The organism is Mediterraneibacter massiliensis (genome assembly GCF_001487105.1).
GTDB classification, from domain to species: domain Bacteria; phylum Bacillota; class Clostridia; order Lachnospirales; family Lachnospiraceae; genus Mediterraneibacter; species Mediterraneibacter massiliensis.
Map to the genome: position 1 here is coordinate 332,641 of NZ_LN913000.1, position 21,231 is coordinate 353,871.

At 43.7% G+C, this 21,231-nt stretch carries 17 protein-coding genes and 2 riboswitches; of the genes, 13 read left to right on the top strand and 4 right to left on the bottom strand.

Annotated features, from left to right (window positions below):
* Positions 1 to 3: 3 nt before the first annotated feature.
* Entirely contained in the window at positions 4 to 750 is a 747-nt protein-coding gene (locus BN3282_RS02330; RefSeq protein ID WP_059066522.1) for a hypothetical protein, read from the top strand.
* Between the two features lie 21 nt (positions 751 to 771).
* On the opposite strand, the gene BN3282_RS02335 is transcribed toward BN3282_RS02330, so the two are convergent.
* On the bottom strand, positions 772 to 1,680 hold the full coding sequence (locus tag BN3282_RS02335; RefSeq protein WP_059066523.1) for an RluA family pseudouridine synthase: 909 nt from the start codon (positions 1,678 to 1,680) through the stop codon (positions 772 to 774).
* Between the two features lie 167 nt (positions 1,681 to 1,847).
* On the opposite strand from BN3282_RS02335, the gene BN3282_RS02340 reads away from it, so the two are divergent.
* Positions 1,848 to 3,998 (top strand): Tex family protein, encoded by a 2,151-nt coding sequence (locus tag BN3282_RS02340; protein WP_059066524.1) that lies wholly within the window; start codon positions 1,848 to 1,850, stop codon positions 3,996 to 3,998.
* Positions 3,999 to 4,026: 28 nt separating this feature from the next.
* On the opposite strand, the gene BN3282_RS02345 is transcribed toward BN3282_RS02340, so the two are convergent.
* Positions 4,027 to 4,569: a biotin transporter BioY gene (locus BN3282_RS02345; RefSeq protein ID WP_059066525.1), complete on the bottom strand. Its 543-nt coding sequence runs from the start codon at positions 4,567 to 4,569 to the stop codon at positions 4,027 to 4,029.
* 213 nt (positions 4,570 to 4,782) lie between these two features.
* Here BN3282_RS02345 and BN3282_RS02350 point away from each other — a divergent pair, with 213 nt between their 5' ends.
* The 7 genes from BN3282_RS02350 to BN3282_RS02385 all read left to right on the top strand — a co-directional run bounded on the left by BN3282_RS02350 (position 4,783) and on the right by BN3282_RS02385 (position 12,018).
* Positions 4,783 to 5,640 carry a DUF5685 family protein gene (locus BN3282_RS02350; protein WP_059066526.1) on the top strand — a complete coding sequence of 286 codons (858 nt, stop codon included), beginning with the start codon at positions 4,783 to 4,785 and terminating at the stop codon, positions 5,638 to 5,640.
* On the top strand, positions 5,621 to 6,247 hold the full coding sequence (locus tag BN3282_RS02355) for a J domain-containing protein (protein ID WP_059066527.1): 627 nt from the start codon (positions 5,621 to 5,623) through the stop codon (positions 6,245 to 6,247). Before BN3282_RS02350 ends, BN3282_RS02355 begins: the two co-directional genes overlap by 20 nt.
* Positions 6,238 to 6,771 carry a hypothetical protein gene (locus BN3282_RS02360; RefSeq protein WP_059066528.1) on the top strand — a complete coding sequence of 178 codons (534 nt, stop codon included), beginning with the start codon at positions 6,238 to 6,240 and terminating at the stop codon, positions 6,769 to 6,771. Before BN3282_RS02355 ends, BN3282_RS02360 begins: the two co-directional genes overlap by 10 nt.
* 145 nt (positions 6,772 to 6,916) lie before the next feature.
* Positions 6,917 to 7,903, top strand: coding sequence for a diaminopimelate dehydrogenase (locus BN3282_RS02365; protein ID WP_059066529.1), 987 nt, complete (start codon positions 6,917 to 6,919; stop codon positions 7,901 to 7,903).
* 378 nt (positions 7,904 to 8,281) lie between these two features.
* A riboswitch (TPP riboswitch) is annotated at positions 8,282 to 8,392 on the top strand.
* Between the two features lie 111 nt (positions 8,393 to 8,503).
* Entirely contained in the window at positions 8,504 to 9,808 is a 1,305-nt protein-coding gene (gene thiC, locus BN3282_RS02375; RefSeq protein ID WP_059066866.1) for a phosphomethylpyrimidine synthase ThiC, read from the top strand.
* Between the two features lie 251 nt (positions 9,809 to 10,059).
* Positions 10,060 to 10,199, top strand: a riboswitch (FMN riboswitch).
* Positions 10,200 to 10,390: 191 nt separating this feature from the next.
* Positions 10,391 to 11,017 (top strand): ECF transporter S component, encoded by a 627-nt coding sequence (locus BN3282_RS02380; protein WP_059066531.1) that lies wholly within the window; start codon positions 10,391 to 10,393, stop codon positions 11,015 to 11,017.
* 251 nt (positions 11,018 to 11,268) lie between these two features.
* Positions 11,269 to 12,018, top strand: a complete 750-nt coding sequence (locus BN3282_RS02385) for a cell wall hydrolase (protein ID WP_059066532.1) — start codon at positions 11,269 to 11,271, stop codon at positions 12,016 to 12,018.
* Between the two features lie 280 nt (positions 12,019 to 12,298).
* Here the strand turns inward: BN3282_RS02385 and BN3282_RS02390 are convergent, their stop codons facing one another.
* Entirely contained in the window at positions 12,299 to 14,506 is a 2,208-nt protein-coding gene (locus tag BN3282_RS02390; protein WP_059066533.1) for a DNA topoisomerase III, read from the bottom strand.
* A 28-nt stretch (positions 14,507 to 14,534) separates the two neighbouring features.
* Positions 14,535 to 15,377, bottom strand: a complete 843-nt coding sequence (locus BN3282_RS02395; protein WP_059066534.1) for a YitT family protein — start codon at positions 15,375 to 15,377, stop codon at positions 14,535 to 14,537.
* Between the two features lie 363 nt (positions 15,378 to 15,740).
* Between BN3282_RS02395 and BN3282_RS02400 the strand changes: the two genes are divergently transcribed.
* The 4 genes from BN3282_RS02400 (at position 15,741) to BN3282_RS02415 (ending at position 21,133) form a co-directional block, all read left to right on the top strand.
* Positions 15,741 to 17,489 (top strand): IS1634 family transposase, encoded by a 1,749-nt coding sequence (locus tag BN3282_RS02400; RefSeq protein WP_059066375.1) that lies wholly within the window; start codon positions 15,741 to 15,743, stop codon positions 17,487 to 17,489.
* A gap of 175 nt (positions 17,490 to 17,664) precedes the next feature.
* A complete protein-coding gene (gene eno, locus BN3282_RS02405) occupies positions 17,665 to 18,936 on the top strand; it encodes a phosphopyruvate hydratase (RefSeq protein ID WP_059066535.1) in 1,272 nt (423 codons plus the stop codon).
* 213 nt (positions 18,937 to 19,149) lie between these two features.
* A complete protein-coding gene (locus BN3282_RS02410; protein WP_059066867.1) occupies positions 19,150 to 19,659 on the top strand; it encodes a PH domain-containing protein in 510 nt (169 codons plus the stop codon).
* Positions 19,634 to 21,133 carry a PH domain-containing protein gene (locus tag BN3282_RS02415; RefSeq protein WP_059066536.1) on the top strand — a complete coding sequence of 500 codons (1,500 nt, stop codon included), beginning with the start codon at positions 19,634 to 19,636 and terminating at the stop codon, positions 21,131 to 21,133. The genes BN3282_RS02410 and BN3282_RS02415 overlap by 26 nt, the downstream gene beginning before the upstream one ends.
* Positions 21,134 to 21,231: the final 98 nt, after the last annotated feature.

A 21,231-nucleotide genomic window follows, 5' to 3' on the forward strand; every position in this document is an offset into this window, starting at 1 on the left:
ACGATGGGAAAAATTATAAAATATGAATGGAGAAAACAGCGTACGGCCCGGCTCATCATACTGTTTGGACTGGCGGTATGTTTACTTACCTTTTTGGCAGGGCTGATTTTTAACAGAGATACCACGATGGTTGTAAGCATTGGAATTTTGTTTCTGGGGGCATTTCTGGTGATTTTTTATACAGGCATTGAAAGTTTGCTCGTATTTAACAGAGATCTTAGGACAAAACAGAGTCATATGCTCTGGATGATCCCAAAGTCAGTGTGGGAGATACTGGGTGGTAAATTTATTTCGGCAATCTTACAGATGCTATTTGTATTTGCGGCATTTATAGCCGCAGGCTGTATCTGTTTTACCGCAGGCATGGTAAAGATCGGCGGTCTGCAGATGGTGCTGGATGCCGTGAAGCGTTTTGTGGATGCGGTCTTTTCTGTAGGAGTCGACTGGAAATGGTTCTTTATGATGATAGTTCTGTTGTTTATCGCATGGACGGAAATTATTATGGTCGGATTTCTTGCGATCATCATATCCAGGACACTTTTCTTGAATTCCCGTTTTGCAGGTTTATTTTCAGTGCTCCTGTTTTTCCTGTTCAACTGGATCGTAGAAAAGGGGTATTCGCTTATAAGTGATATGCTCCATGTGTCAGCATTTGAGATCCAGGCATGGGATTATCTGTATTACGTCATCGTATGTATTGTCCTCTTCTTACTGTCTGGGCTTCTTGCAGACAAAAAACTGAGCGTATAGGCAAGCAGAGGAGTGAAGTTTTTAAAAATCAGGAAATAAAGCTGCCATATCTTTTGGCAGCGGTGCGGTAAAGCACATGTTTTTCCCTGTGATGGGATGGGGAAAGGAGAGACGCCAGGAATGAAGTGCCTGGCGTTTTATATATTCCATATCAGGGTTGTACAAGTAATCTCCGATCAGTGGAAAGCCGAGGTACTTCATATGTACACGTATCTGGTGTGTGCGGCCTGTCTCAAGCTTCAGCCATACGAGGCTGTGGGTATTGTCCTCCCTTAGCTGTGTCGCTGCCAAAGTTTTGTAATGCGTAACAGCATGTTCTCCATGTTCAAAGTCCACGGTACGTTCCACCAGGGATGTCCCTTTTCTGGCGATGGGTGCGCATATGCTTCCCTGAGAAGGCTCTACCTTTCCTTTTACGACGGCAAGATATTCTCTTATTATTGTATGGTGCCTCGTCATAGAAGAAAGAAGATTAGAACTAAGCATATGCTTTGCGATCACTGTTATGCCGGACGTGTCTCGGTCCAGACGGTTTGTACAGCGAAAGATAAAGGGTTTATGCTGCTCTTGATAATACCAGGCGAGAGCGTTGGCAAGAGAGTTTGTGTAGTTGTTTAAAGAAGGATGTACAGGCATTCCTGCCGGTTTATTGACGACTACGATATCTTCATCTTCATAAAGAATAGTAAGAGGGAGACACACGGGCGGAATTTTATCCGAAGAAGTGGTTTCCTGTATTCTCACGACCAGTGTATCACCTGTATACACACGCTGGTTTAAGCGGCTCCAGTGTCCGTTTACCAGTATACTTTCCGGCATCTTCTTTAAATCTGTCAGATTTTGTCGAGAATATCCCTGTCTTCTCAAAAATTGTTCGATATGAAGAGCATTTTCATTTTCTTTTATTGGATAAATCAATGTACGGTTCATGGGACAATCATAAGGCTGGAAGCAGGGGATGTCAAGGGAAAATGCTTTTTTGATTTTGAGTTTCTTTTGCGATTTTCTTGTAAAAACAAGGTTTTTTCGTGTATAATGAGGAAAGCCGCGGCAAGCTGATTTGCACGGCATAAGAGAAAATGTGAGGTACAAGAAAAATGGACATTAACCAAAAACTGACAGAAGAATTAGCAGTCCGGCGCGAACAGATAGACGCGGCGGTCAAATTGATAGATGAAGGAAACACGATCCCGTTTATCTCCAGATACCGTAAGGAAGCGACGGGTTCCCTAAATGACGAGCAGCTTCGTAAATTGTATGAAAGGCTTGTCTATCTTAGAAATCTGGAAGAAAAGAAAGAACAGGTATTGTCTAGTATAGAGGAACAAGGAAAGCTGACAGAAGATCTAAAAAGTCAGATCCTCGCGGCGGAGACGCTGGTCGTCGTAGAAGATCTGTATCGCCCGTACCGCCCAAAGAGAAGGACAAGAGCGACGATCGCGAAAGAGAAAGGTCTGGAACCGCTTGCAGCAGTTATTACTTTGCAAAAAACGAAAGAGTCTGTGGAAGATGTGGCGAAAGCGTATATTTCGGAGGAAAAAGGCGTCGCAGACACGAAAGAAGCAATCAACGGGGCAAAAGATATTATTGCGGAAGCGATTTCAGATGATGCCGATCATCGAAGCTGGATCCGGCGGATCACGATGAAAAAGGGAAAACTGCTCTCCACGGCGAAGAATGCAGAAATAGAATCCGTATATGAGATGTATTATAACTTTGAGGAATCTGTCATGAAATTGGCGGGTCACAGGATCTTAGCGGTAAACCGTGGAGAAAAGGAGAAGATCTTAACGGTGAAGATCGAGGCGCCGGAAGAAGAAATATTGCGCTTCCTGGAAAAACAGGTTATCCATACAGAGAATCCATATACAATGCCTTTGTTAAAAGAAGCAGTGGAGGACAGCTATAAGCGTCTGATCGCGCCGGCGATCGAAAGAGAGATCCGCAATGAATTGACAGAAAAAGCAGAGGATGGGGCGATCGAAGTATTTGGAAAGAATCTCCATCAGCTTTTGATGCAGCCGCCTATTGCCGGACAAGTTGTGCTTGGCTGGGATCCGGCATTTCGTACCGGTTGTAAACTGGCGGTGGTAGACGCTACAGGAAAGGTGCTGGGGACGACGGTGATTTATCCGACGGCTCCGACGACACCACAGAAGATCAAGGCGTCTAAGGAGCTGCTCAAAAAGATCATCCCTAAATATCATATTACATTGATCTCCCTGGGAAATGGAACGGCTTCCCGGGAATCAGAACAGTTTATCACAGAACTTTTGAAGGAAATTCCGGAGAAAGTACAGTATGTGATTGTAAATGAGGCGGGAGCGTCGGTATATTCTGCAAGTAAACTGGCAAGCGAGGAGTTCCCTAAATTTGACGTAGGACAAAGAAGCGCTGCCTCGATTGCAAGGAGACTGCAGGATCCGCTGGCGGAATTAGTAAAGATCGATCCGAAATCTATTGGGGTAGGTCAGTATCAGCATGATATGAACCAGAAAAAACTGGGGGAATCTTTGACAGGAGTTGTAGAGGATTGTGTAAATAAAGTAGGCGTGGATCTAAATACGGCTTCTGCTCCGTTATTATCTTATATATCTGGGATCACTGGTACGATCGCGAAAAATATCGTGGCGTACAGAGAAGAAAACGGAAAATTCGAGAGTCGTAAGGAATTGCTGAAGGTAGCAAAATTAGGACCAAAGGCATTTGAGCAGTGCGCAGGCTTTATGCGCATCCAGGGAGGAAAAAATCCGTTGGACGCGACAGGTGTGCATCCCGAATCTTACGGGGCAGCGGAAAAACTCCTAAAAAAGCAAGGTTTCAAACCGGAAGATATCACAGGCGGAAATTTAACCGGGCTGTCGCTTACGATCAGGGATTATGCGCGCCTTGCCGAAGAATTAGGAATCGGAGAGATCACGCTGAGAGATATTGTAAAAGAATTGGAAAAACCTGCCCGTGATCCGCGTGAAGAGATGCCGAAACCGATCCTGCGTACGGATGTGCTGGAGATGGAAGACTTAAAAGAAGGAATGGTATTAAAAGGCACTGTCCGTAATGTCATTGATTTCGGCGCGTTTGTAGATATAGGTGTACACCAGGATGGGCTGGTACATATTTCGCAGATCACAGACCGATATATAAAACATCCGTTGGAAGCTGTCAGTGTGGGAGACATTGTAGACGTAAAAGTGATGAGTGTAGATTTGAAGAAAAAGAGAATCCAGCTTACTATGCGAGGAATATAGGAAAAGACAGAAAAATAGTTCCTCTGTTTTAGAGGAACTGAAGTGCAGACTTAAGTTTCCGTCCGATGAAAACGGCAGCAGCGATTTTGAGGGCATCTCCGATCAAATAGGGAACAACGCCGATCATAAGAGCTGCTGTAAAATTCACATGTAATTGCACGGCAAGCCATACAGTTCCGAACAGATAGCAGACAGCGGTGCCTGCAAGTAGTCCGCCTATTTGCAAAGAGAGTGTATCCGAAAAATGTTCAACAAAAAAGCCGCCGATGACTACGAGAAAAAGATAACCGACCAGATAGCCGCCGGTGGGTCCGGCAATCTTTCCAATCCCGCTTCCAAAAGAAGAAAAGACAGGAATGCCTGCGATTCCGATCAGGATATAGAGGATACAGCTTATGGCGCTGTTTTTCATTCCAAGCACATAGCAGGACAGATAGAGTCCAAAGGTGGCGAGAGATAGAGGAACCGGACTAAATGGCAGAGGGATGGTAAAAGGGCTGATAATGCAGAGGACGGCTGTCATCAGTGCGATACGAGTAAGACTGTGGGTAGTGGTGCGTGTTGTTTCCATAATAATAGACTCCTTTTGTGTATTCCATATTCCTATATTTGCAGCATACATAAAGTATAAAAGAAAAATGATATAATGTCAACCTTATAATAAAAATAGTTAACAATTGCGTCAAGCAGAAAAGATTTACAAAAATTTTATATGGGTTAAAAATGAGCTGTGTTATACTAAAAACCATATATAAATAGGATAATAGAGATATGGAGAAAAGATATGTTTGGTTATGTGACCATATGTGAACCAGAATTAAAAGTTAAAGATTTGCGCAAATATAAAGCATATTACTGCGGACTTTGCCATATCCTGAAAGAAAAATACGGTATATCCGGACAGATGACACTGACGTACGATATGACATTTGCGATCATTTTGCTGACGTCTCTATATGAGAGCCAGACTTGTACAGAAGTGCATAGATGTAAAGTGCATCCGATAAAAAAACAGCAGATGCTGCAAAACGAGATTACGGAATATGCGGCAGATATGAATGTTTTGCTTGCATGGTATCATCTAGAAGATGACTGGCGGGATGAAAAGAAAGTAAGCGCATTTCTGGCAAAGGGGGCGCTGAAGCGTAAGGCGAAACGGATCATTGCAAAGTATCCGCGTCAGAGCCAGGCAATCGAAACCTCCCTGAAAGAACTTGCCGCCTGCGAAAAAGAAAATAGTACAGATCTTGACCGGACGGCGGGATGCTTTGGGCGTTTGATGGAGGAATTGTTTGTCTGGCAGGAAGATATGTGGGAAAAGAGTTTGCGCCGAATGGGATTTTTCCTGGGAAAGTTTATATACATCATGGATGCGTATGAGGATCTGGAAGAGGATCTGAAAAAGGGCTGCTATAATCCGCTTAAGAAACTTTGCACGCAGGAAGGGTATGAAGAAAAATGCAGGGAGATCCTCTGTATGATGATCGCAGAGTGCAGTGTGGAATTTGAAAAGCTGCCATGTATCGTAGATGTGGACATTTTGAGAAATATATTGTATGATGGAGTCTGGAATCGCTATCATAAGATACAGTTGAAGAAAAGAGAAGGAAAGGAAAAGAAAAATGACGAAAAATCCATATGATGTACTGGGCGTGTCACCCAATGCATCGGATGATGAGATAAAAAGGGCATACCGTGATCTGACGAGAAAATACCATCCGGATGCAAATGTAAATAATCCGCTGGCAGATCTGGCGGAGGAGAAATTCAAAGAAGTACAGGAAGCGTATGATACGATCATGAAAGAACGCTCCACCGGAAGCACAGGGGGATATTCCTACGGCTACGGCGGCGGATATAATCAGGCGCAGCAAGATCCGCAGATGCAGGCAGCCATAAATTATGTGAACAGCCGTCATTACCGGGAAGCTTTGAATGTGCTTGATCAGATCCAGAACCGTTCGGCAATGTGGTATTATGTCAGCGGATGTGCCAACGCAGGGATTGGGAATAATCTTGTGGCAAGAGAGCATGCGGCACAGGCCGTCAACATGGAACCGAATAATCTGCAGTACCGTCAGTTCCTAAATCAACTCGATTTTAGCAGCCGCAGATACCAAAGCAATCCATATGGCGGCGGATATGGAACAGGAGGATCTTCCTGCGGCACAGGAAATATGTGCTGTGACCTGTGGTGTGCAGACAGTTTGTGTGAATGTATGGGAGGAGATCTTTGTTCATGCATGTAAAAGCAAAATCTATGGCATTCGGCGGCCTGCTGCTTGCAGTGTCGGTCGTATGCATGTCTCTTGGCAGTGTGATTGAGACAAATACATTGTTCCTTTTAGCGGCAGCCTCTTATTTTGTAGGTATTGTGATCCGCGAATATGGCTTGAAGATAGGGGCCGCCTTTTATCTGGCAGATGTTTTGCTGGGAGTTTTGGTCGCGCCAAATAAAATTTATGTGCTTTCATTTGCGGCTATGGGGTTTTATATTTTGGCAGTGGAATGTATCTGGCATGTGCTGGAAAAGCATCCTAACATAGAGAAACGCCATATTTTATTCTGGGTGATGAAATATGTGATCTTTAATGTTATGTATATCCCTATGGTACTGGTTTTTCAGGAACTGTTGTTTTCAAAAGCCATTCCGGGTTCTATGCTCCTCATCGTTATTGCGGCAGGCCAGGCCGGTCTATGGGTCTATGACAGGGCATATGAGTATGTACAGGGACATATATGGAATAAAATGCGCGGCAGACTGCTGCGGTAGAGAGTCCGTAAAGGGCTCTTTTTGTTTGGTTTTTCTGTTGGTCTGTATACAAAAAATGTGTGTGATGATATGAAAATTCTTGAAAAATCCAAAAGGTACTCGTATAATAAAAACCGAATTGTATAAGAAAGGAGAAATGTTCGTTATGAGTATAAGAATTGGGATTTTAGGATATGGAAATCTGGGGCGCGGCGTAGAATGTGCGATCAAGCAGAATCCGGATATGGAACTGGCTGCTGTATTTACCCGCAGAAATCCAGAGGATGTAAAGATTTTAACAGAAAGCGCGGCAGTATGTGCTTTAGCAGAGGCGGAAAACTGGAAAGATAAAATAGATGTTATGATTTTGTGCGGAGGCAGCGCTACAGATCTGCCGGAGCAGACGCCGGTCTATGCAAAATTATTTAATGTGGTGGACAGCTTTGATACACATGCACGTATCCCGGAGCATTTTGCAAATGTAGATGCGGCTGCAAAAGAAGGAGGAAAAGTAGGACTCATCTCTGTAGGCTGGGATCCGGGGATGTTCTCCCTGAACAGAATGTACGCAAACGCGATCCTGCCGCAGGGGAACGATTATACATTCTGGGGCAAAGGAGTCAGCCAGGGACATTCTGACGCGATCCGTCGTGTGGAAGGCGTAAAAGACGCAAAACAGTATACAGTTCCTGTTGAGGAAGCTTTAAAGGCAGTTAGAGATGGAGAGAATCCAGAATTGACAACACGCCAGAAACATACAAGAGAGTGCTATGTAGTATTGGAAGAAGGCGCGGATGCGAAGAAAGTGGAAGAAGAGATCAAAAATATGCCGAACTATTTCGCCGATTATGATACAACAGTGCACTTTATCAGTGAAGAAGAGTTAAAGAAAGAGCATAGTGGAATTCCCCATGGCGGATTTGTGCTCCGCAGTGGAAAGACAGGCTGGAATGAAGAAAATGCTCATCTGATCGAGTATAGTTTGAAATTGGATTCCAATCCAGAGTTTACTTCCTCCGTGATCGTTGCATATGCAAGAGCAGCGTACAGACTGGCAAAAGAAGGACAGACAGGCTGCAAGACAGTATTTGATGTCGCGCCGGCGTATTTAAGTATAAAGAGTGGAGAAGAACTAAGAGCACATATGCTGTAAATAGGAAGTTAATCGACAAAGCAGCGCAAATGTGTCTTATATATTTTCTTCCCGATCTTTTCACTGGATTTGATTGTCTGGCTTTGTTTCTGATATAAGAAAACAAAATAAGCCTGCCGGCGCGGCAGATAAGCATTTCCTGCTGCGCCGGCAGGCTTATGTATCTTTATAAAAGGAAAGAGCCACATATTGCTGTGACTCAAAGGGGGAAAAAGTTTATGAAAAAGTGTTCTATCTTTAGAACAATTATAGTATATAAAATAATTGTGTAAAAAGTGTGATGGACTTTTGAATGGATTATGAACAAATCTATAAAAAAATATGAAGAGTTCCCGCTAAGTTAGTAATTGCAAATGCAATTGCAGTATATTATAATACTTTTATAAAAAGGGGTGCTCGCGTTTAAAGCGGGCTGAGAGTAAGCTGAGATGCTTTAACCCATAACCTGATTTGGATAATGCCAACGTAGGGATATACGATCATGGACAGAGGATTAAGATGACCGGACTGCCGCAAAGTATATGTATACGTTGCGGCAGTTTTTTTGCTGCAATAGTATTGTCTGATGAAGGAGCAAGAAAAGAAAGGTGGAAGAATATGATGAGAAACTTCTCGACACAGATGGAGGCAGCAAGAAAGGGAATCATAACAGAAGAATTAAAAAAAGTAGCGCAAAAGGAAAGGATGACGACAGACGAGTTATTGCCGCTCGTAGCAGAAGGAAAAGTGGTGATATGCGCAAATAAAAATCATACTTGCATAGACCCGGAGGGAGTCGGTTCTATGCTCCGTACAAAAATAAATGTAAATTTAGGAGTTTCGCGAGACTGTAAAGACTATGATATAGAGATGAAAAAAGTGATGGAAGCTGTTAATATGGGAGCACATTCTATCATGGATCTTTCTTCCCACGGGGATACGATCCCTTTCCGGAGAAAGCTGACGGCAGAGTGTCCGGCAATGATCGGGACTGTGCCGGTATATGATTCAGTGATCCACTATCAGAGAGATCTAGATACATTATCGGCAAAAGATTTTATTGATGTGATCAGGCTTCATGCAGAGGACGGCGTGGATTTTGTGACACTGCACTGTGGAATAACAAGAAAGACGATTGAGCAGATACGAAATCACAAAAGAAAGATGAATATTGTATCCAGAGGGGGATCGCTTGTTTTTGCATGGATGTGCATGACCGGGGAGGAAAATCCTTTTTATGAATATTATGATGAAATTCTGGATATTTGCCGGGAATATGATGTCACGATTTCTTTGGGAGACGCATGTCGTCCCGGCTGCCTTGCGGATGCGACAGATGTATGCCAGATGGAAGAACTGATCCGGCTGGGTGAACTGACAAAACGTGCCTGGGCGAAGGATGTGCAGGTGATGGTAGAAGGACCGGGACATATGCCGCTGGATCAGATCGCGGCCAATATGAAAGTACAGCAGTCTGTATGCCAAGGCGCACCTTTTTATGTGTTAGGGCCATTGGTGACAGATATTGCGCCAGGATATGACCATATTACCGCGGCGATCGGAGGCGCAGTTGCCGCAGCGGCAGGAGCTGCCTTTTTGTGCTATGTAACGCCGGCGGAACATTTGGCTTTACCAAATGTAGAGGATGTAAAGCAGGGGATCATTGCCTCTAAGATCGCCGCGCATGCCGCAGATATAGCAAAAGGAGTAAGAGGAGCCAGAGAAATGGATGACCGGATGGCAGACGCAAGAAAAGCGCTGGATTGGGAAGCGCAGTGGGCATGTGCCTTTGACCCCGAGACAGCAAAGGCTATACGGGATGACAGAAGCCCCGAACATGATGATACTTGTTCCATGTGCGGAAAGTTCTGTGCAGTTCGCAGTATGAACAAAGCCTTGGCAGGAGAGCATATTGATATTCTATAGATAACAAAGATTTATAGCCGAAGCAGCCACCCATTAGGCGGGTGGCTGTGTCTATCAAGCTTCTTCTCATGCTTTATCAGCAATTTTCTTGACTGCTTGAAGTTTTGCCCATTGTTCTTCAGCGGTCAGTTTCACAAATGCAATGGATCATTTCCAATAAAGATATTTTGCAATTGGTTTATAGCCTCTGGAAAAAGCCCAAAAATCTTGATTTATAGATACAAAAAGAGTATACTAAATACATAAATAAGAAAATTCTTCGGGGTCGGGTGTAAGTCCCAACCGGCGGTAAAGTCCGCGACCTGCCTTATGTAGGCAGCTGAATCGGTGACATGGTGAGAAGCTGTGAATTCCGATACCGACAGTAAAGTCTGGATGAGAGAAGAAATTGTGTCATAGAAATAGCGACGGGACCTCGAACAATGATTCGAGGCTTTTTTTATTAAGATATGCCTGCATAAAAGCTCCGGACAGATGTTTGAGAATATGTGACTGAGAAAATGACAGAATTGCCAGGAAGATGTTTTCTTTTCTATCGGATCAAACAATCCGAAAACATAAAAAGAAAAGGAGAGAAATGAAATGAGTTCAGAGACAAATGTAGCGGAAAAACAAATGCACAAAACAGGTGTGAAGATGGTGGTTCAAGTAGGGATGTTGGCAGCCTTGGCATTGATTTTGATGTTTTTCGAGATTCCTCTTCCCTTTGCGCCGGCTTTTTATGAAATAGACTTCAGTGAGGTCCCGGTCTTGATCGGGTGTTTTACAATGGGGCCTATGGCGGGGGCAGCAGTCGAACTCGTAAAAATCTTACTTGCTTTAGTATTGAAAGGAACGACTACGGCAGGAGTTGGTGAACTGGCCAATTTTATCATCGGGTGTTCTTTCTGTGTGCCGGCAGGACTGATCTATAAGAAAAACCGCACCCGAAAAAGTGCATTGATCGGAATGGGAACAGGGACTATTTTGATGACTGTGATCGGATGCGTGATTAATGCGTTTGTGCTTCTTCCAGTATATTCAGCGGCCTTCGGGATGCCTTTGGAAGCGCTGGTGGATATGGGAACAGCGGTCAACAGCCATATTACTAATCTTACGACTTTTGTCATGCTGGCTGTGGCGCCGTTTAATTTATTGAAGGGCATATTGGTGTCTGTGATCGTATTTTTGATCTATAAAAAAATCAGTCCTATATTTAAGATGCATTAAAATAGATTTTTAGCAGGCAGAACTAAATACATAGGCAACCGGATCCGGGATCTTGCAGGAAGTTGAGAGATCTAAGGCGGAAACATGTAAAATTTAAGTAAATAAAATAGAGAAAGCGTTAAATGAGTCGAACTGTGTAGAAATAAAAAAGTTGACAGAATAGATTTTTTATATTAGAATAACGTCTGTAACATTTTTGTAATATCTGTAATATATATGAAAAGATATTGCAATAAATCGGAGGTAGGAGTATGAAACAATATAAAAAATTTATTGCTATGCTGTCGGCTGTCACTATATGCACAGCGGCGGTCCCGGGGGTTGACAGTATAGCGGCGCAGCCAGAAGAGGCTGCTGTATCTGCTATGATCTTAAACCAGAGGAACGGGGAGTGGACTCTGGAGAGGATTTTAAAAGAAATACCGAGTGCCGCTATAAAAGATGCAAAGGGAATGGCGGAAAAAGCGAAAACATCTTATACCATAAAGAAAAAAGAGGAAGAAAAAAAGGAGCAGGAAGAAGCACAGAAGAAAGCGGAGGAAGAACGGCTTGCCCAGGAGGCGGCGCAGGCAGCGGAAGAGGCCAGACAACAGGAGGCGGCGCAGGCAGCGATACAGGCACAGGAAGCGGAGGATTCTGCGTCCTGGAGTCAGGAGGGTGTACAGGTATCCTGGGATGAGCAGAGCCTTCTGGCAGCATTGATATACTGTGAGGCAGGCAATCAGCCCTATGAGGGGCAAGTGGCTGTAGGCGCAGTCGTCATGAACCGTGTGAGAAGCGGAGCGTATCCCAATACAATAGCAGAAGTCATTTATCAGCCTGGACAGTTTGGACCGGCTATGACAGGATGGTTGGATTCGGTGCTTTCAAGCGGAGGATATACAGATACCGCCATGCAGGCGGCAGCAGATGCACTGGCAGGCAGCAATCCGATCGGAGACTGCATGTCTTTTGGCAATGGAAACTGGGGGATCCAGATAGGAGATCATTATTTCCATTAGGAGTAAACATACAGTTATCGCGCTTACGTTCTTCCGCACTTAAGTTTATATTCAAAACGTAAAAAATCGACTTCACGCTGCTGCGTATTTTCGCCGAAAGGCAAAAACACTTCTGTTTGAAAGTCGGCAGCAGCGTGAAGTCGTCTTTTTTTGAAATTTCATTGAGGAATCTGCCTTCTGATAGTGGAGTGAAACTTCTGCTTGGAAGAGACAGTGGTTCTTTGCGTATCTTCTATAATAGATTTCACTCTTTCTCTAAAAGGCAGTTCGTCAGTTAAGTTTATAATTTCAGTTTGGAAAGCGCATCTGCAAAGGCGTTGTTGATAGGGGCTTCAGCCTCTTTTTTTTGTTTTTTTAAATAGGCGTTTACATCTTTTTTTGTAGCGCTTTTTCCTTCCTTTTTCTTCCGGTCCTGGAAGGAACTTAGTTTTTCTTTATATCCACAGGAGCAAACAAAACGCTGTCCATCCGCTTTGCCGACCAGCTCCATTTTTTTGTGACACATGGGGCAGCGGGCGTTGGTCAGTCGGGAGATTGTCTCGCGGTGTCCGCATGTTCTGTCCTGGCAGACGAGCATGCGTCCATGTTTTCCATTGACCAGCAGCATATATTTCCCACATTTTGGACACTTGGTCCGTGTCAGGTTGTCATGCCTGAAGGTACCGGAAGCTGTCCGGATATCCTGTATGAGAGTCTGCGTATATCCCTCGATCTCGTGCATGAAATGTCGGTCCGATTCTTTGCCTTTTGCGATGGACTGCAGACGCAGTTCCCATTGAGCGGTAAGTTCCGGGCTTTTTAGATCTTCCGGCACAAGGGCAAGCAATTGTTTTCCTTTGGAGGTGATATGCAGTTCATGTCCCTTCTTTTCCATAAGAAAGCTGCTCAATAATTTCTCAATGATATCTGCCCGTGTAGCCACGGTTCCGAGGCCTCCTGTTTCTCCAAGTGTGCGTACAAGTGTTTTATCCTTGCGTGCCATGTATTTGGTTGGATTTTCCATAGCGGAGATGAGAGTGCCCTCTGTGAAATAGGCGGGCGGTTTTGTTTTCCCCTCCGTTATGGCAAGAGAAGAAATGAGAATCGATTCTCCCTTCTGGACGGCAGGAAATGTCTGGATAGAAGAAAGAGCGTCTTCACTGTCCTCTTCTATTCCCGGTATGTCTGCATCGTATGCTTCCCGCCAGCCGGCAGTCAGGAGTCGCTGTCCCTTGGCGGTAAAGACAGCTGGATCCTTAGATCCTTGTATGGAGACACAGCCTTGGAGAGAAGTTTCTTCATACTCACAGGCAGGAGATAAAACAGCGAGAAAACGCCGTACGACTAAATCGTAGATTTTTCTTTCTTCATTTGTCATATGTTCTAACTGTACAAACTGTTCAGTTGGAATGATCGCATGGTGGTCGGAGACTTTGCTGTTGTCTACAAAAGATTTATTTGGTTTTATCTTTTGAAAGGAAAGCTTGCCCGCCAGTCGTCTATAAGGTCCTACGGCACATGCCTGAAGACGTTCTTTCAGCGTATCTGTCATGTCGCTTGTCAGATAACGGGAATCTGTCCTTGGATACGTCAATACCTTGTGATTTTCATAAAGTCTCTGCATGATATTGAGCGTTTCCTTTGCAGAAAAACCAAATTTGGCATTTGCTTCCCGTTGTAGTGCGGTTAGGTCATAAAGTGCGGGGGAAAAAGACTTTTTTGCCTTTTTATGAACATCTGTGACAGTCAATCTATCTGCCGCATGCTGACAAAGCTTTTGTATATGCTCCTTATTGGGCGTACGGTTCGTGTTTGTATGGCTGTTTATCCAAGTAAAGGTAATGCCGTTTGCTATAGCCTTCATGCCATAGTATGGCTGGGGAGTGAAGTTTTTAATCTCCTCTTCACGTGCAGCGATCATGGCAAGCGTTGGTGTCTGTACACGTCCGCAGGAAAGCTGCGCGTTATATTTACAGGTCAGGGCTCGAGTCGCATTGATGCCTACGACCCAGTCGGACTGTGCTCTTGCCACGGCAGCTTTATAAAGCGGTTCGTAAACTTTTCCCGGTTTTAAGTGTGCAAATCCATCCCGGATCGCTTTATCAGTGACAGAAGAAATCCAGAGCCGCTGTACTGGCTTTTTGCTGCCGGCTTTTTCCAAGATCCAGCGGGCGACCAGTTCCCCTTCACGGCCGGCATCTGTGGCAATGATGATACTGTTTACGTCTTTTCGATACAACTGTTCTTTTACAGCACGATATTGCCGGGATGTCTGTTTTATGACGGTCAGTTTCCAGTCTTTTGGCAGTATAGGTAAAGTATCTATATCCCATGTTTTATATTGCGTGCCATATTCTTCCGGATCTGCCAAAGTGACGAGATGTCCGAGCGACCAGGTGACGATATATTTTTCTCCCTCCAGAAAGGTATCGGTTTTCTTTTTACAGTTAAGGACACGGGCAATATCCCGTGCCACAGATGGTTTTTCAGCAATGACCAGTTGTTTCATGATAAGGACTCCTTTTGTTGACAAAGTTTTAAACACTATGGAAGCCTTTGCCTATGATCTCACTTGTATTAGAGATTAGAATAAAAGCTTCCGGCTGTGTCTCTTTGATATAATTACGCAGGCGGACGGCCTGGGGGCGGTTTAATGCCGTAAGGACAATGTATTTGTCTTTTCCGGAGAAGGCGCCCTGCGCATGACATATCGTCGCACTCCTATGTAAAGTCTGGACGATGAATTTGCAGACAGACTGTGGATGGTCACATATGACATTGCAGTATTTGGACAAGTTAAAACTCTCAATAAAAGTATCGATCATAAAGGAGCGGATAGCAAGTCCAAGGAAGGAATAAAGTCCTGTTTCAATATCAAACATAAAACAGCCGGCTACGGTAATGAGTATGTCCGTGACAAGTAAAGCTTTCCCAATATCAAAACTGGAATATTTCTTAAGGATCATGGCGATAATATCGGTGCCGCCGCTGGAGGATCCAATATTAAAAAGAATAGCTGAACCAAGTGCCGGAAGGGCAATAGCAAAGCACAGTTCCAGCATGGGCTGATCGGTAAGCGGACCGCTCATAGGACAGATACGTTCCAGAACGGAGAGCGAAAAGGATAGAAGAATACTGCAGTAAGCGGTTTTTGCAGCAAATTTTTTCCCGAGAATCAGGAACCCTATGATAAGTAAAATCATATTCATGACAAAGGTAAAATCACTGGCGGACATAATGCCGGTATGGGCAACTAAAACAGCCAGTCCGGTGATCCCTCCAAAAGTAAAATTGTTTGTAAATTTGAAAAAATAGGTTCCTACAGCCATGATCAGCGTACTTGCTGTGAGCAGCAGAAAATGGCGGACTTTTTCTTTCATCTGCAGAGCCTCCTCATTCGCGATAATCGACTTTCTAAACGAATTGTAACGTGTCGAATATGAAAAGTCAACGCATTAAGAGTCGGTTATCGGGAAATACTATTTTTCCGTAAGGAGGACGAAATCTATGTATCGCTATTTACCGATTCGAGATATTTACGCGAGAGAAATCACAGATTCCAGAGGTAACCCTGCTTTTGAGGCAGAAGTTCTGGCAGGAGAGGATATTCGGGGGTTTGACAGTTGAATAAAGAAAAAAACCTTACAATGCCTATAAAAAGGCACTTTTTTTGTCAAATTTTTTAAATTTATTAGTGCTTGTTTGTGCTAGTTGTGATATAATAAAAAGAAAAGAGGTTTTTTATGTACGTAAATATCACAGGTAGTGCAAACAACAAAGATGTATATATTTATCAGTCCTTCCGCAAAGAGAATGGAAAAACTTCCTCCCATATCTATAAAAAATTGGGAAAGATGAACGATCTCCTCGCACAATTCGACAATGATAAGGATAAGATGATGGCGTGGGCCAGAAACGAGGCAAAGAAAGAAACCGAACTTTATAATCTGAAAAATGGAAAAGTATCAGTGGACTTTTCACAAGGAGCTCGCATCCTAAAAAATGAACAGCGCCTTTTTAATACCGGATATCTCTTTCTCCAGTCTCTGGTTACAGAGCTCCGGCTGGATAAGATCTGTCGGTCGATCAAAAGTCGTCACAAGTATCAGTATGACCTGCTCGCTGTTTTTACGGATCTGATCTATGCACGCATTCTCCATCCTTCCAGTAAACGTGAAAGCTATGAGTACTGCAAAACTCTGCTGGAACCACCAAAGTATCATTTGCAGGATGTTTACCGCGCCCTTTCTGTTATTGCAGAAGAATCCGATTTTATACAAAGTGAGTTATACCGGAATTCCAACTTTGTCCATCCCCGGAACAAAAAAATCCTGTACTATGACTGCACAAACTTCTATTTCGAGATCGAGCAGGAAGATGAACTACGCAAATACGGCAAAAGCAAAGAACACCGACCAAATCCGATTGTCACCATGGGATTATTTATGGATGCGGATGGAATTCCTCTGTCTTTCGATATTTTTCCCGGAAACCAGAATGAGCAGACCACTTTAAAACCGTTAGAGCAAAAGATCATCCGGGATTTCAACTGCAGCGAATTTATTTTCTGTTCAGACAGTGGATTGGGTTCTCACAACAACCGCCGCTTCAACAGTTTCAACCACAGGGCTTATGTAATCACACATTCCCTGAAAAAAATGAAGGCGGAAGAGCGAAAAGAAGCGATGAATCCCACACAGTTCCGCAAGATAGGAGCACAGAAGTTCATCGACCTTCGTACACTGGATGAAACAGATGAAGAAATCTATAACTCCGTTTACTATAAGGAATATCCCCTTATAACAGGAGATATGGATGAGACACTGATTGTTACCTATTCTCCGAAATATGCTGCTTACCAGAGAAAGCTCCGGGAATGTCAGATTGAACGGGCACAAAAGATCTTGGATTCACCAGGAAAAAAGAGAAAAGGAACAAACCAAAATGACCCTATGCGGTTTGTAAAACGTACGACTGTTACCAAAGATGGAGAGATTGCTGAAAAAACAGTGTATGGACTTGATCAGGAACAGATAGAAAAAGAAGCAATGTATGATGGGTTCTACGCAGTAGTGACGAATCTGGAAGGAGACGTGGGTGATATCATCCGGATTAATCAGCAGCGTTGGGAAATAGAGGAAAACTTCCGGATCATGAAAGATGAACTCGGCTCCCGTCCCGCATTTGTCCGCCGAGAAGATCGGATCAAAGCCCATTTCATGACTTGCTATATCAGCCTGATTATTTATCGGCTCTTAGAGAAAAAGATTGGGAACAGATTCACTTGTGACCAGATCATCCAAACTCTGCGGGCCATGAATATGACCTTTTTAAGTGCTGCCAGTAGTTATATTCCTTCGTATACTCGCACGGAACTTACAGATGCTCTGCATCAGAGTTTTGGATTCCGTACGGATTACGAGATCATTACGAAAGCCTCTATGCGAACAATCATTAAAAATACAAAAATTTTAAAAAGACCTGAAATATAGCACATATCGATGCAAGACAAGAAACGGCTACACCTCCCATATTTACTGGGTTTGTAGCCGTTTTTTTCTCTTCTAACTGTCAAAGACGGGATTGTAACGTGTCGAATATGAAAAGTCAACGCATTAAGAGTCGGTTATCGGGAAATACTATTTTTCCGTAAGGAGGACGAAATCTATGTATCGCTATTTACCGATTCGAGATATTTACGCGAGAGAAATCACAGATTCCAGAGGTAACCCTGCTTTTGAGGCAGAAGTTCTGGCAGGAGAGGATATTGTAGGCAGGGCATCTGTGTCGGCAGGAATTCTTGCAGAAGGCTATGAAGCCGCAAGATCAAGAGACTGGAAAAACGGAAATATGGAAAGAACCATGGAACAGGCGGTAGAATATGTCAATGCTGAGTTAGCGCAGGCTATACTGGGGCTGAATGTATTTGACCAGGCGGAACTGGACAAAGTGTTGTCAAAGTCAGCATGTAACTTTGACAAAAGAAATCTGAGAGTGAATACGATCTTAGGAATCTCGATGGCAGCGGCACGTACGGCGGCGACAGCGCTTAAACTTCCGCTTTACAGGTATCTGGGAGGAATGAGGACAAAGAGAATGCCAATCCCTATGTTCAGCATTTTAGACGGCGGCATATATGCAGAGAATACATTCGATATACAAGAAGTTCTGCTCATACCTGGAAAAACAAAGAATTACAGAGAAGGTTTTTGTATCTGTACAAAAGTTTATCAGAGTCTAAAAGAACTTTTGAAAGAAAAAACAGATATCGTGCGTACAGGTGTTGCGGGAGGATTTGCTCCGGATCTGACAGATGTGAAGGAAGCGCTGGAATTAACAGAAGAAGCAGTAAAAAGAGCGGGCTGCCAGATGAAACAGGATATTTCCATTGTTCTTCATACAGCGGCTTCCAGGCTGTATAATGCAGACAGAAAAGTATACGATTTTCCGGGAGAGAGTAAGAGAAAGGGGCAGAAGATCCTAAGGAGTACAGAAGAATGGATTTCTTATTATGAAGAATTGGCAGAACGTTTTCCGATAGATCTGATAGAAGAACCATTGGGGAACAATGACAGGGAAGGATGGGAGAAGATAGAAGAACGTCTGGGCGGAAAAGTACAGCTGGCAGCAGATGTTCCGTGCACAGAGGATATACAGAACTCTGCTAAGGAAGGGCAAGTAAAAACAGTCGATACAGTTGTGCTGAACCTTGCGCAGATGGGGACACTCAGCGAAGCGTTGGACGTATCGGAGAGTGCAAGAAAGGCAGGGAAGCAGACCATACTTTCCTGTCGCTGCGGAGGGACAGAGGATACAATGCTTGCAGACGCTGCCGTGGCATTTCGGACAGATTATATCAAAGTAGGAGCACCTTGGGGAACAGAGCGGACAGCACAATATAACCAGCTTCTTAGAATAGAAGAAGATATGGGATTTTAAACGTTTGACAGACCTGCTGGGGTATGTTACGCTCTGTTTACAGGTGTATACGTATTTTCGTGCAGTCAGTGCTGCCTGCTGTTTAAGCGTGAGCGGACTGTCTAGGAAAAGGCGGCTGTCGTGCGGACAGGAGAATATCGGCATACAAAGAGACAGATTCTTGCTGTATGCCGATTTGTGTACAGGATAAAGAAAAAGGGTGGGAGAGAAGAAATGAAATATGAAAAGTTATCCATAAGAGCGCTTTACTGTATGTATGTGGCGGGGATACTCGTATGTGCGGTTTCGCTTGTAGTCATAGGCGCAGTAAATTATTTCTGGATATTTCCGGAAAACATCAGAATTGGAAAGGCTATATCCGTGCTCCTTATAGTATTGCTGCTGCTGGATACGCTTATCAGTCCGTATTTTCGTTATCATAGATACCGCTACAGTATCAATGAAGAGTGTATTGATATACGGGAAGGCTACTTGTTCATAAAAAGAAATATTGTTCCGATCGAGCGTTTACATAAGCTGAAAACAGTAAAAGGACCGATCGATCAGCTTTTTAAAGTGGAAAAGGTGGTCGTTACTACAGGTGGAGGTGATGTTACGATTTCTTTCCTGGAAGAAAAACGGGCGGAACAGATCGCAGAATCTCTGCGCAGGCGTATCAATGAGATTGCGGCAGAACAAAAGGAGAAGGACAGAAGTGATGAAGGAAGAGAAGGAGAGGTTTAGAAATCACATATCGATCGTTCTGGAGCAGTTTGGCAGCTTTTTTTATATTGTTTTGATTATGGTGGTCAGTGGCCTTGCGCAGAACCTGGAACGGCTCAAAAGCGAAGATTTTCAATTTTTGTTTACAGACAGAGCGTTTATAGGGGCGCTTGTCTGCCTGTTTGTTATATTCTTACTCATAGGAAGAAATCTGTTTGTGTGGGCAAAAACATACATATCCGTTCAGGATCAGGCGATTGTTATTGAATGTAACACACTCAATAAAAGAAAGCATACGATCGGGATCAAAAATATATCTAACATCAATACAGAACAGAACTTGTTTGAAATGCTGATCGGGACATATAAAGTAAAATTGGATACGAACAGTTTGTCGACAGCAGATAAAACGGATGTGAAGATCGTGCTGAAAAAGAAAGACGCACTTCGATTTTGTGAGCAGATCACACAAATGCTCCTGCAATATCAGAATCCGGACATGGAAGAAGCGACGGTACAAGAACAAGGGAAAAAAGAAGAGATTTTGTATGATATTACGACAGATCTTGCCGGCCTGTGTGTGCATGGACTGTTTTCCATCAGTATTTTGTCGCTCTTTCTTACAATAGCTGGCGCAGTAGGCGCAGTGGCAGTACTTATCGGGATCATCAGGGAGCCGAGTGGCGTGCAGACGATCCTGGGAGCGTTCGCAAGTATACTGATCGCCGCGTCTGTATTTTTTTCTGCTTTTTGGGATACGATAAAGGGTTTTATACAGTATTATGATTTCCGGGCAAAGAGGCAAAATGATAAGATCTATCTTTGCTATGGTCTTTTAAAAAAAGTAAGCTATACGATCCCGGTCGATAAGATCCAGGCGCTCAAGATACACCAGACAATGCTGGCAAGAATAGCAGGGCGATACATGGTGGAAGTCGTCAATGTAGGGATGAATGACGAGGCGGGACAGAAAGCTTTTCTTGTCCTGTACAGCACAAAAGAACAGCTGAAAGACAAAATACATTGCCTTCTTCCAGAGTTTAGGGATGCGGTGGATCTGGAAATCAAAAGACAGCCGGGGACAGTCTGGGCGGCATGGCTGTTTCCTTTCAGTATTTTTATCGTATGTACAGCCGCAGTGTGTATGACGTGTATAGCGTACCGGCCTGCATATGCTCTCTGGCTTTTAGGAGCGGAGGCAGGAATCCTTGTCACAGCAGTACTCTGCATGTTTTTAAAGTATAGAACTGCCGGAATAGGAATGGACAGTATGTTTCTGAAAATATGCGGAGGATACGCAGGACGACATTATGTCTTGCTGCGGTATAACAGGATCCAGTACCTGGAGACGTCGCAGAATTTCCTGGCAAAAATGTGCAGGATCGAAAAAGGTGAGCTGAAACTGCTTGCATCTGCGGCCGAATCTTCACAAACACTGCCCTATTTTCGTTCGGAGCACACAGAGCAGATAAGGAAGCGGATGCTAAAAAATTGAAGCGACAAAGAAAAAAAGCAGATTTTTATTTATTTAGAGTTATATATATGTTAGAATAAAGCAGCTTAAAAAAATTATATCATTGGGAAGGTATGAAT